The organism is Limnohabitans sp., assembly GCF_040400975.1.
GTDB lineage: Bacteria > Pseudomonadota > Gammaproteobacteria > Burkholderiales > Burkholderiaceae_C > Limnohabitans_A.
The window spans coordinates 36,721-48,756 of the sequence record NZ_JBBAPF010000012.1 but is presented as its reverse complement, the minus strand read 5'-3'; the positions used below and the strand labels follow the sequence as shown (position 1 = coordinate 48,756).

The window sequence follows — 12,036 nt, the reverse complement described above, 5'->3', positions numbered from 1 at the left end:
ACACATGGCCACCAAAAAAACACCCCCCAAATCGCAAGCGGGCGACACCGCCAAAGGCAGCCTCAAACCCGTGGCCGCCATCGAGCACGCCTTTGACGCCCAAGACGCGGCCAGCCCCAAACGCATGTTCATCCCCAGCCGCGAAGAAGCAGGCCTGGAGGCCGACGCCGTGCAAGGACTGCCCACCATCAAAGCCGTGCCCCTGAACCCCGTGACGCACCGGGGCCAAGACCCCGAGTTGTATTGGCTGCACAAATATGGCGAGTCCGATCAGCAAAGCGCGCTGAACGTGGACATCCGCAGCCTGTACCGGCATGAACACATTGCGCCCGAAAAAATCATTGCCCGGCTCTACAGCTTCAAAAGCCGAGACGACGCGCAAAACGAACTCTTCACCAACGAGTTGCATGGCAACCCCTTGGCCATGGACGAGCTGGACAAGCCGGGGGCCTATTACCGCCACCCCGACAAGTGGCAAAACCGCTTGATCCAGGGTGACAGCCTGCTGACCATGACCAGCTTGTTGGAGCGCGAGGGTATGGCCGGTCAGGTGCAATGCATCTACATGGACCCACCCTACGGCATCAAGTACGGCAGCAACTGGCAAATGCGCCTGAACGACCGCAACGTGAAAGACGGCGCCGACGACCACCTGAGCGGCGAGCCCGAAGTGATCAAGGCCTTTCGCGATACCTGGGAGCTGGGCATCCACAGTTACCTGAGCTACCTGCGCGACCGCCTGCTGGTGGCCAAGGAGCTGCTGAGCAATTCAGGTTCGTGCTTTGTGCAGATCAGCGACGAGAACGTGCACCTGGTTCGGTGTTTGATGGACGAGGTGTTTGGGAGTGAGAATTTTGTTAGTCAGATCACTTACAGCACAACCAGTGGCCTGACCTCCAAATACATGAACTCGGCATGTGACTACCTGCTGTGGTACGCCAAAGCAAAAGAGCAACTCAAGTACCGAGACCTGTACAAAGCCAAAGAAGACCCACGACGAGATGAATCGTCCAAATACGATCAAGTGGAGTTGCCAGACGGCACGCGTCGAGCCATGACGTTGGATGAAAAACGAGGTGTCTTGCCTTTGCCAGCGCACGCCAGAATTTTTCGAGTTGGCGATATTTCCAGTCAAGATCCACCTAAAGAGCCAACACCCTTTGAGTTCGAAGGTACTGTCTATCATCCGCCCAAAGGCCGCCACTGGACCGCGCGTTACCCCCATGGGATGGAGGCGCTGAAAAAAGCGAATCGGATATGCAAAACAGGCGTGGGCCTTGGTTTCGTCCGGTACTTTGACGACTTTCCATACCAACCACTGAATAACATTTGGTCAGATGTCGGTGGTACTGTGCAAAGCCGTTCTGATCCGAAGGTGTATGTGGTTCAAACAGGTGCCGACCTCATCAAGCGTTGCATTCTTATGACCACCGACCCCGGCGACCTCGTACTGGACCCCACCTGCGGCAGCGGCACCACGGCGCATGTGGCCGAGCAGTGGGGCCGCCGGTGGATCACGACAGATACAAGCCGGATTGCGCTCAACATCGCCAAAACGCGAATCATGACCGCTACCTATCCTTGGTACCAATTGGCCGATACAGCAGCTGGTGATATCCGTCATGGCTTTGTCTACGAACAGGTCAAGCAAACATCCATCAGTTCTATTGCCAATGATGTGCCAGAAGAAGCAGTTGCGCTCTTTGACTTACCTAAGGTGGACAAGAAAAAGTTGCGCGTCGCTGGCCCCTTCACGGTCGAGACGCTGCAAAGCTTTGAGCCCCTGGCACCTGATCAGCTGACCGCGGCCAATGCCGACATGGACAACGTGCAGCGCTTTACCGACCGGATTTTTGAGCACCTCAAAACCGCCGGCATCAAAAACGGCGACCGCAACGAAACCGCGGTGTTCAGCCGGGTGGACATCATCAACGACGCCGAAGGCGCTTTGCACGCCGAGGGCTGGTACGACACGGCCCAGGGCGAACGCAAGGCCTATTTGGTGATCGGCCCGCAATTTGGCAGCGTCAGCAAGGCAGCCGTCAACGCGGCAGTGAAGGCATGCAGCCGCCGGGCCGATGTCGACTGGCTGGTGATTTTGGGATTTGCTTTTGAGAGCGACATCGACAACCGCAGCGTGACGCGCAAGATCGGCAGCTTTGAGGTGACCAAGGCCCGCATGCACGACGATTTGATGCAAGAGGGTTTGATCAAAAAAGACAAAAAAGCCGCCAGCTTTGTGACCATTGGCGAGCCCGACATTGGCTTGATCCGCACCGCGGGCAGCGTACAGATCGAGATCAAGGGCTTGGACATTTACGACCCGGTGAAAGACGAGGTCAAGGGCCGCAGCGTGGCCGATATTTCTTACTGGATGCTCGACGACCAGTACGACGGCTCCAACTTTATGCCCAGCCAAATTTTCTTTTGCGGTGGTGACAAGGACGAGTTCGCCAAATTCAAAAAAGGCTTGCAGTCGCTGGCCGTGGCCTCAACCAAAAAAGCCGCCGAACAAACCCTCAAGATCGAGCTGGACGATGAAGCCTTTGACCGCCTGTACGGTTTTGTCTCGCACCCGGTGCCTGCCACCAAGGGCCGCAAGCTGGCGGTGCGCGTGATCAGCCAGTTTGGTGAGGAGAGCACCAAGGTGATGGTGTTGTGACTGAGCGAACGGGAGATCCGTCGGCCACTGTTCAAGCGCAGGCCCATCAACTCTTTCAAGACCTCAGCGATGAAACGTTGAGCGACTTCTCGGGCGATAAGGTGTTTGCCCGAGGAAAAACCTACGCCGCCATGGGTGCGGTGCAAGACGTGGAGGATTTGCCGCCCACGCCAGACCATCTGATGGGCGTGCAGGCCACGGTGCACGGTAGTGAGGCCTACCGCACTGAAATTTGGTGGTTACCCGACGACGACTTGAATGGCGACTGCGACTGCCCGCAGGGGCAAGAGGGTTTGTTTTGCAAACACCAAGTGGCCTTGGCTTTGGTGTGGCGAGCCAGTTTGAGAGGTGGCTCCGTCGTGCCAGACCCGGCCGCAGTCAAGAAGGTGCAGGCCGCTGCCCAGCGTGCGCAAACGCGGGCCAACAACATCGAAACCCTGCGTCAGTTTGTTTTTGCGCAAAAGGCCGAGGATCTGGCGGCCTTGTTGTGGCATCTGGCCGATGGGGACAAAGAGGTGATGGCCCGCCTCAAAGCCTGGCAAGCGCAGAGTGCAATCAAGAGCGGGGTGGGCCGAGGCGATGTCCGCGCTGCGCAAGAGGCCATTCGTGAGCTGCTCAAGAACCCCAAAGGCTATTTGGACCCGCGAGATTGCGGGCCCTATTTGCGCCGTGCGGAGCAAATTTTCCCGATCATTGAAACCGTCTTTGAATATTCGCCAGAGCAGGCCAGGGTGTTGTGCGAAGACGCGCTCAATCGCTTGTACAAGGTGGGTGAGACGGCCGATGACTCGTGGGGCGGTGAGTTCAGCGAATTGATTCCCCGCACCACAGACCTTCTCAAGCGTTGCTTGCTGGCCGACCCACCGCCTGCCAGTTGGCTCAAAACCTGGTTGGTTTTGGTCCGTCAAGACCCCTGGGGGTTGAGCCCCAGCTCGGAGGTGATCGCAGTCGCTGGCCCCGCTGTACAAAAGGCCTACAGCATCCAGGTTGAGAAAGATTGGCATGAATGGCATGCGAAGCACCCCAAAGCGCAAGGCCATTGGGACCGTGAGCGCCACCAAAAGCGCAGCGCTTATTTGGAGGATTTGAAGCGGCAAGGTGACGATGCATCCACTTTTTCGGTGATGAGCAGCACGGCCGACACCGCAGCAGAATGGGCTGAGCTGGTTCAGTGGTGCGAAGACCGTCAGCGTTGGCCCGATGCCATGGTGCTGTCGAAAAAGGCGTACAAACAACACCCCACGGATCGGCGCATTGAAGCTGCGCTGTTGAGGGCGTATGAGCGCGATGGGTACAGCGAGGAGGCTTTGGCCATATGGCGTCAATGGCTGGAGCGCCAGCCCAGCAGTGAACACTACCAAGCTGTTCTCAAAGCGGCTCAGCGAGCAGGCTACGATGTGCCGACTTATCGGCAATCGCTGTTCGATTGGGCAGCGTCACAGGAGCAGCGCAGCGAGCGGGTTGTAGGCAGTCAACAAGGTCGAACCATCGTGGATGTGTCTGTTCGTGTGCGGTGGCTTGTGGAGGTGGAAAAAGACCAGCGTGCGGCGCTCGCTTTGGTCATGCAGCAGGGGGTGCAATGCGATGGTCGGTTGCTGTTGGAGCTGGCCAAAAATCTACCCAAATCGCAAGATGTTCAGGCCAGGGTCCTGTTGTTGCGCTTGTTTGAAAGCACCATGCCCCGAGCCAGTACGCCCTATTCGGAGGTTTTGAATCTGGTGCGTTTGGCACTCGATCGCATGCATGCCGATGACAGAGCGCTTTGGTTGGCCAGCTTGCGTTCACAATACAAGGCTAAACGTAACTTCATCAAAGAGCTACCGATCTCATGACTGCTTCTTCTGCCCTCCACACCTCGGCCCTGACTTCTTTGCCCCTGCTGGCGCGTGGCAAGGTGCGCGACAACTACGCGGTGGGTGACGACCGCATCTTGATGGTGGCGTCGGACCGCATCAGCGCCTTCGACGTGATCATGGGTGAGCCGATTCCCGGCAAAGGGGTGTTGCTCACGCAAATGGCCCTGTTCTGGTTTGACCAACTCGGCCCCAAGGGGTTGAACATCTGCCCGATCCACCTGACGGGCGAAGCCCCCGAGAGCGTGGTGAGCGCCGAAGAGGTGCCTCAGGTCACAGGCCGCTCCATGCTGGTCAAGCGCTTGAAGCCCATCCCGGTCGAGGCGGTGGTGCGCGGTTATCTGGCCGGTAGCGGCTGGAAAGAGTACCAAGACAACCAGGCCGTGTGCGGTGTGCAGCTGCCCGCAGGCCTGAAAAACGCCAGTCGCTTGCCCGAGCCCATCTACACGCCCGCAGCCAAAGCGGCGGTGGGTGAGCACGACGAAAACATCACCTTCGAGCGCACGGTGGAGATGATCGGGACCGACCTGGCCACCCGCATCCGCGACATCAGCATCCAGCTGTACAAAGCCGCGCGCGATATTGCGGCGGCCAAAGGCATCATCATTGCCGACACCAAGTTCGAGTTTGGTTTGGACGCCGATGGCACGTTGGTGCTGATGGACGAGGTGTTGACGCCCGATTCATCGCGTTACTGGCCCGCCGAAAGTTATGCAGAGGGTGCCAACCCGCCCAGCTACGACAAACAGTTTTTGCGCGACTGGCTCGAAAGCGCCCAGATCAACGGCAAGCCCTGGGACAAGACCCCGCCTGCTCCGCGTCTGCCGCGCGAGGTGATCGAGAACACGGCTGCCAAATACGAAGAGGCCATGAATAAGTTGATGGCCTGAGCACCACGACAGGTTGGGTACCAAAAAGGCGCTGCATGGCAGCGCCTTTTGCTTGGAGATTCGGAATTCAGCTGGTGAACGCCAGCAGCGTCATGGCATCGAGCAGCAAGGTGGTGCTGGCCACCAGCAAGCTGGCCCAAGCGAGTGTATGGCCGCGTGGGTGCAGGGATGCGCCCCAGAACACTGCCAGGCAAACCAGCTCCAGACTGCCGCGCATCCACAGGTAGCGGCTGCTGGCCACCAGGTTGGCGGCATCGGGGCTCATGAGCACGGCATAGAGGAAAATGCCTTTGACCAGCCAAAGTGCAGCCCCCCAATGCAGGGACGGCAGTTGCGCCAGCAGCGTGCGCTTGGGTGAACTCGAGCGCACAGGCGCACCGCCGAGCAGGCATTGCAGCTCTTCAGGGGTGATCAGGGGCTCGGCGCGTGACATGGTTTGAAAATGAGTTCAAAAGTGATGGTTAAATTCTAGGTTGCAACGGCTTGCAAAAGCGCTGACTTAGCCCGGCTCAGGGTCTGAAACCGGTAAATGTCTGTAACAACAAGTATTACATTGGGCGTTTTGATCGCCAGAACGAGGAGATTGAATGACACTTTTTCGCCCTGCGAGCACTTTGATGGTGCAGTACGCCCATTACCATCGTGATCGCCGCAACATCGCCACCCATTTGCTGGGCATTCCGCTCATTTTTCTGTCCATCGGCGTCTTGATGCTGGGCCCGACCTGGTCTGTGGCGGGTCACACGCTGACGCTGGCCTGGGCCATGTGGGCACTCACCAGCTTGTGGTACCTGAGCCGCGGCGATCTGTTGCTGGGCGTGGCCACATCGGTGGTCAATGGCGTGCTGATAGCGGCAGCCCATGAAGTACCACCTCTGGCACAAGCCTTGGGAATGGCGGTGTGGCAAGCGGGTTTGGGCTTGTTCTTCATCGGCTGGCTCATCCAGTTCATCGGCCACTATTTCGAGGGCCGCAAACCGGCTTTTGTGGACGACTTGGTGGGCTTGTTGGTGGGCCCGATGTTTGTGGTGGGTGAGGTGCTCATGTGGGCCGGGTTGCTGCAGCGCATGCACATGGACATCGAGCGCCAGGCAGGGGCAACGCGCTGAGACGCTTGGCGGCGCAGATGTGAAAAAGCCCGGCCAGACTGCAGCGCAGCAGCTGGGCCGGGCTTTGGGCTGAGCCGAACTCAGTTGAGCGCCATGCTCAGCTTGCGCCGGTAGCTGGAGATCATGGCCATATGGGGGTCTTCTTGCATGGCGGCTTTGCCCATCAGCTCGATGCCGCCGGCTGACTTGCCGGTTGCGTCTTGCGTTTTGGGCTTGGGCGGTGTCATCAGCTCCAGCAGGGCAACAAAGGTTTTGCGTGGGGCTTCGTCGTCCCACTTCTTGTCGCGCATGATGATTTCCAGCAATTCGTCCATCGCCGCTTCCCATTGGCCGATCGCGATCAGCAGGCGGCTTTTGGCAAAGCGGGTTTCAAAATCGCGCTTGTTCTGGGCGATCAAGGCGTCAAACTGGTCCAGGTCCCACTGACCACGGGGATCGGTGGTCACAAATTCCAGCGCGTTGAGCCACTGGGTTTGCGCCTCAAAGCGCAGCGGCACCGGGATGCGGCTCATGGTGGGGGCCAGCAAGGCGGCGGCTTCGGCCAACTCGCCCAAGCCAATCAGCAGTTTGACCAGGTCAAAACGCGCGTCGTCGTTACCGGGGTCGGTGGCCAGGGCTTGCTCCAGTGCAGTGCGGGCACTGTCAGCGTCACCGGCTTGCAGGTGCTCTTGGGCTTCTTGGGCGGCGGCTTGGGCTTGCAACTCGTCTTCGGCGGGCAGGTGTTTGTCCAGGAACTGCTTGACCTGGCCTTCGGGCAAAGCGCCCATGAAACCATCGACGGGCTGGCCGTTTTTCAGCAACACACAGGTGGGGATGCTTTTGATGCCAAAGGCCTGAGCCAGTTGCTGCTCTTGGTCCGAGTCGATCTTGACCAGCTTGAAGCGGCCTTCGTAAGCGGCTTCGACTTTTTCGAGGACAGGTCCCAGCGACTTGCAAGGGCCGCACCATGGGGCCCAAAAGTCCACCAGCACGGGCGTGGTCATGGAGGCTTCGATGACCTCGGCTTCAAAGTTTTGTATCGTGACGTCCATCATGGCGGGCAGTGTTCCGGGTTGTGTTTCGGCTCCGGGCGGAGCGAAACCTTAAAATTCGAGATTGATCACGAAAAGCACCCAATGACTCAAGCGCTCATCGGCGTCGTCATGGGTTCCAGCTCCGACTGGGACACCATGCAGCACGCAGTCCAGATTCTCCAACAGTTTGGCATCCCTCACGATGCCCGCGTGGTTTCGGCCCACAGAATGCCGGACGATATGTTTGCTTATGCACAGAGCGCGGCCAAGCGGGGCCTGAAGGCCATCATCGCTGGCGCTGGCGGCGCGGCCCACCTGCCGGGCATGATCGCGGCCAAAACCGTGGTGCCGGTGTTGGGTGTGCCGGTGCAGACCAAGGCCCTGTCGGGCGTGGACTCGCTGCACAGCATTGTGCAAATGCCCAAGGGCGTGCCGGTGGCCACTTTTGCGATTGGCGCTGCAGGTGCGGCCAACGCGGCCCTGTTTGCAGTGGCCATGCTGGCCAACAACGACCCGGCTCTGCGCGCCAAGCTCGAGGTTTTCCGCGACGAGCAAACCGCCATGGCCCGCGCCATGACACTGCCGCCCGTTTCACCCACAGGTGCTGCATGAGCCGCGCCATATTGCCGGGCTCCATGGTCAATGGCCAAATGGCCACGCTGGGCGTGATGGGCGGTGGCCAGCTGGGCCGCATGTTCGTGCACGCGGCCCAAGCCATGGGCTACTTCACCGCAGTGCTCGACCCCGATGCGGCCAGTCCCGCCGGGCGGGTGAGTCACCACCACATCCAGACCGATTATCTGGACGAGCAAGGCCTGGCACAGCTGATGCAACGCTGCGCGGCCATCACCACCGAGTTTGAAAACGTGCCTGCACCGGCCCTGCTGACCTTGGGCGCACACCGCCCGGTGGCGCCAGCCTCCGAGTCGGTGGCGATTGCGCAAGACCGCGCCGCCGAAAAAGCCCACTTTGTGCGCTGCGGTGTGTCGGTGGCCCCGCATGCCGTCATCGAGACGGCCGCGCAGTTGGCTGCGGTGGGCGAGGATTTACTGCCCGGTATTTTGAAAACAGCCCGCATGGGTTACGACGGCAAGGGCCAGATCCGCGTCAAGACCCGTGAAGAACTGGCACAGGCTTGGGCCGAGTTGAAGGGGGTGCCTTGCGTGCTCGAAAAAATGCTGCCGCTGCAGGCTGAGTGCTCGGTCATCGTGGCGCGTGGCGCCGACGGGCAGATGGTGAATTTTCCGGTGCAACTGAATCTGCACCGCGATGGCATTTTGGCCGTGACCAGCGTGTACGAAGGTGCCGTGCCGGCCGACGTGGCCGCGCAAGCGGTGGCCGCGACCCGCGCCATTGCCGAAGGCCTTCACTACGTGGGCGTGCTCTGCGTGGAATTCTTCTTGCTCGAAGGCGGCCAGCTGGTCGTGAACGAGATGGCACCGCGCCCGCACAACAGCGGCCACTACACCATGAACGCCTGCGACCAGTCGCAGTTCGAGCTGCAGGTGCGCACCTTGGCGGGTTTGCCGCTCACCCAGCCGCGTCAGCATTCGAGCGCCATCATGCTCAACCTGCTGGGCGATCTGTGGCCCGAAGTCACGCCCACAGGCAAGGGACCGACCAGCCCCGCTTGGGGCCAAGTGCTGGCGCTGCCCGGCACGCACTTGCACCTTTACGGCAAGTTGTCGGCCCGTCCTGGTCGCAAGATGGGGCACCTGAACATCACGGGTGCTACGCCTGAGGCCGTACGCGCCACGGCTTTGCAAGCGGCGGCCTTGCTCGGCATCGAAGCGTTTTAAAGACCACCATGATCCTGAGTGCTTCAGACGCCGCCATCGCGCAGGCTGCACAAGCCCTGCGTGACGGCCAGTTGGTCGGCCTGCCCACCGAGACGGTTTACGGCCTGGCCGCGAACGCGAGCGACGACGCGGCGGTGGCCAAAATCTTTGTGGCCAAGGGCCGCCCGGCCGACCACCCGCTGATCGTGCATGTGGTCAGCCGGGACCAAGTGCCGCTGTTTGCCGCGCAAGTGCCCGACTTTGCGCAAGAGCTCATGGCCGCTTTTTGGCCCGGCCCACTCACCTTGATCCTCCCGCGCCAGCCCGGCGTGGCCACGGCTTCGGCAGGTGGGCAAGACTCGATTGGTTTGCGTTGCCCCTCCCACCCCGTGGCACAAGCTTTGTTGCAAGCCTGCTTGCCGCTGGGCGTGTTGGGTGTCTCGGCCCCCAGCGCCAACCGCTTTGGCCGCGTGAGCCCCACCAGCGCCGCGCATGTGCAGTCCGAGCTGGGCTCCGACTTGTTGATTCTGGACGGCGGTGACTGCGAGGTCGGCATCGAGTCCACCATCATCGACTGCACGCGGGGTGAACCCGTTTTGCTGCGGCCGGGGCAGATCACGCGGGCGCAGGTCGAGGCTGCATGTGGTCGTGCTGTTCGGGGTAAGGATGCCCCACAGGATGTGAGCGGCCAGGCCGCGCCGCGCGCCTCGGGCACGCTCGAATCGCACTACGCACCGCGTGCCAAGGTGCGCCTGATGTCGACGCAAGACATCACCGCCAAACTGCAGGCCTTGGGCCCTCACGCGAACAACCTAGGGTTGTGGTCCAACGAGCGACCGAGTGGCAGCGACGGTGCTGGTGTGTTGTGGCGTGCTCAGCCGAACAGCGCCGAGCAGGCAGCGCACGATTTGTTTGGCGTACTGCGCGATCTGGACGCCAGAGCTGTGACGCAAATATGGGTGCAACTGCCGCCCGACACGCCCGAGTGGGAAGGCGTGCGGGACAGGTTGCAGCGGGCTGCGGCTTGAGTCTTTCGCCAGTTTGAAAAAACAAGGCCCGCATGACGCGGGCCTTGTGGCGGTGTTTGAGCGATTACTTCATCGCGTCAAACAGCGATTTGGCCGCTGCGTGGCAAAACGGTGGGGCATAAGTGCCGTGGTAGTTGGCGATGTTGGCCATGGTGATGGGCCCATAAGTTTGAACAATGAGCGGGTGAACATCGACCGAGGACACGTTCGTCAGCCCCTTGGCGTCAAACGCGGCTTTCATGACGTTTTGGTGGATGGCCTGGGGCACAGTGGGGTCACCACTGCCGCTGCAGAGCATGGTTTGAGACTTTGGAGACCAATCCAGCAGGTCGTTCTTTTTGGCCGCCAAGAAAGTGGGGTTGTTGGGGTTGGTCAAGATGTCGCTGGTGAATGCAGGCTGAAACAAGGCGTCACGGGCCTGATTGGGCGTCTCGCCATTGATGCCAGGCAATTTGCCAGTGGTCACCAAGGTGGTGTAGTTGAGGGTCGGGTTGGGTAAAAGGCTTTCAACCCACTCGGCATAAGGTGCTTTGAAGGCGGTTTTGACATCGCTGTACAAATTGCCATAAATCTTTTGCCAGGCGGTGACAAGGTAAGGCACAAAGAACTGGTAACCCGCAATGGCATCGGGCAGTTTCATGGAGCCAGACAAGTTGTAAGGACCTGCCAAGTGGGCGCCAGCGACCACATTGATTTCGGAGGCCAGGTCTTTTTCTATGGCACGGTGTGCTGCCATGGAAGCATGACCGCCCTGAGAGTAACCCGTCAGCATGACTTTGCCATTGAGGCTGCCACCTTGGGACGACACGGCGTTGCGTGCAGCACGGATGGAATCGATGACGGAGGTTGCTTGGGAGTCAGCGTGCAAATAAGGGTGGTAGCTGTAGTTGGACTTGGCAAAGCCCAGGTAGTCGGTGGCCACGACGGCGTAGCCTTGGCCTGCGTACATGGCGGCCAATAGGCCAGTTTCTCCATCGAGCGGATTGGCCAGTGTGCGTGGTTTTTGCACATCTGTCCCTTTTGCGTAGGCCACCAGTGGGGCTGCAGCCGTGCAACCTGCCCCCGTAGGCAATAGCAAAACACCGGATGCGTTGGACGATTCGCCTTTGGCACCGGGCGTCACGTAATTGAGACTGACGAGCTTGACATCGCATTTTGCGGGGCCGCTCAGGGCGATCAACCCACTTGCATCAAGTTGGGCTTTGGTCAATGTTGCCAAAGTTGACGGCGCGTCAATCAGTGAGCCGTTGACCGGATCGGAGCCACCGCAAGCGGCAAGAAGTGCAGCAGCGCTGATGAGGGAAAGACTGAGTTTGAAAGATGCCATATGGGAGTCTCCTTTTGATTTGTAAAATCGAACGACCGTGCGATTTCGATAAATCCTAAGGCTTGTATCCCTTGTGAGCCATGGGGTTAATACCCATTTACCGGTATCCCTTGAAGCTCAGCGGTACCGCAGCTTCATCACCAAAATCATCAGCGCCAGGCTGGTGGTGATGACGTTGGCGATGATGATGGGCCAGGCCACCATCAAGATGCCGTAGACCAGCCACAGCGCCACCCCTGAGGTGAACAGGCTGTACATGCCCAGCGAGATGCCGCTCACGTCGCGGGTGCGAAAAGTTTGCCAAGCCTGCGGTATGAAGCTGGCCGTGGTGAGAAAGGCGGCCACAGAGCCCACCCAGTCGATCAAATTCATGGTC

At 59.8% G+C, this 12,036-nt stretch carries 11 protein-coding genes; 7 read left to right on the top strand and 4 right to left on the bottom strand.

Annotated elements, in window-relative coordinates; all coding sequences use genetic code 11:
- Positions 1-4 precede the first annotated feature (4 nt).
- The 3 genes from ABWQ00_RS08945 to ABWQ00_RS08935 all read left to right on the top strand — a co-directional run bounded on the left by ABWQ00_RS08945 (position 5) and on the right by ABWQ00_RS08935 (position 5,405).
- The gene (locus ABWQ00_RS08945; RefSeq protein ID WP_353238322.1) at positions 5-2,662 is read left to right on the top strand and encodes a site-specific DNA-methyltransferase; all 2,658 of its coding nucleotides are present in this window, start codon (positions 5-7) and stop codon (positions 2,660-2,662) included.
- A 77-nt stretch (positions 2,663-2,739) separates the two neighbouring features.
- Positions 2,740-4,494, top strand: coding sequence for an SWIM zinc finger family protein (locus ABWQ00_RS08940; RefSeq protein WP_353238321.1), 1,755 nt, complete (start codon positions 2,740-2,742; stop codon positions 4,492-4,494).
- A complete protein-coding gene (locus ABWQ00_RS08935) occupies positions 4,491-5,405 on the top strand; it encodes a phosphoribosylaminoimidazolesuccinocarboxamide synthase (protein ID WP_353238320.1) in 915 nt (304 codons plus the stop codon). The genes ABWQ00_RS08940 and ABWQ00_RS08935 overlap by 4 nt, the downstream gene beginning before the upstream one ends.
- A 67-nt stretch (positions 5,406-5,472) precedes the next feature.
- Here ABWQ00_RS08935 and ABWQ00_RS08930 read toward each other — a convergent pair whose 3' ends face one another.
- Positions 5,473-5,838, bottom strand: a complete 366-nt coding sequence (locus tag ABWQ00_RS08930; protein WP_353238319.1) for a hypothetical protein — start codon at positions 5,836-5,838, stop codon at positions 5,473-5,475.
- Positions 5,839-5,992: 154 nt separating this feature from the next.
- Here ABWQ00_RS08930 and ABWQ00_RS08925 point away from each other — a divergent pair, with 154 nt between their 5' ends.
- A complete protein-coding gene (locus ABWQ00_RS08925; RefSeq protein WP_353238318.1) occupies positions 5,993-6,514 on the top strand; it encodes an Mpo1 family 2-hydroxy fatty acid dioxygenase in 522 nt (173 codons plus the stop codon).
- An 80-nt stretch (positions 6,515-6,594) separates the two neighbouring features.
- On the opposite strand, the gene trxA is transcribed toward ABWQ00_RS08925, so the two are convergent.
- Positions 6,595-7,548, bottom strand: coding sequence for a thioredoxin (gene trxA, locus ABWQ00_RS08920; protein ID WP_353238317.1), 954 nt, complete (start codon positions 7,546-7,548; stop codon positions 6,595-6,597).
- A gap of 81 nt (positions 7,549-7,629) precedes the next feature.
- Here trxA and purE point away from each other — a divergent pair, with 81 nt between their 5' ends.
- Genes purE through ABWQ00_RS08905 form a run of 3 tightly spaced genes read left to right on the top strand, consistent with a single transcriptional unit; the run spans position 7,630 to position 10,333 of the window.
- Positions 7,630-8,139: a 5-(carboxyamino)imidazole ribonucleotide mutase gene (gene purE / locus ABWQ00_RS08915; RefSeq protein WP_353238316.1), complete on the top strand. Its 510-nt coding sequence runs from the start codon at positions 7,630-7,632 to the stop codon at positions 8,137-8,139.
- On the top strand, positions 8,136-9,326 hold the full coding sequence (locus ABWQ00_RS08910; RefSeq protein WP_353238315.1) for a 5-(carboxyamino)imidazole ribonucleotide synthase: 1,191 nt from the start codon (positions 8,136-8,138) through the stop codon (positions 9,324-9,326). Before purE ends, ABWQ00_RS08910 begins: the two co-directional genes overlap by 4 nt.
- A gap of 8 nt (positions 9,327-9,334) precedes the next feature.
- Positions 9,335-10,333, top strand: a complete 999-nt coding sequence (locus tag ABWQ00_RS08905; RefSeq protein WP_353238314.1) for an L-threonylcarbamoyladenylate synthase — start codon at positions 9,335-9,337, stop codon at positions 10,331-10,333.
- Positions 10,334-10,397: 64 nt separating this feature from the next.
- Here ABWQ00_RS08905 and ABWQ00_RS08900 read toward each other — a convergent pair whose 3' ends face one another.
- Together ABWQ00_RS08900 and ABWQ00_RS08895 are read right to left on the bottom strand one after the other, a co-directional pair.
- Entirely contained in the window at positions 10,398-11,660 is a 1,263-nt protein-coding gene (locus tag ABWQ00_RS08900) for a lipase family protein (RefSeq protein ID WP_353238313.1), read from the bottom strand.
- A 117-nt stretch (positions 11,661-11,777) separates the two neighbouring features.
- Positions 11,778-12,032 carry a SemiSWEET transporter gene (locus tag ABWQ00_RS08895; protein ID WP_019426757.1) on the bottom strand — a complete coding sequence of 85 codons (255 nt, stop codon included), beginning with the start codon at positions 12,030-12,032 and terminating at the stop codon, positions 11,778-11,780.
- Between the last annotated feature and the right edge of the window lie 4 nt (positions 12,033-12,036).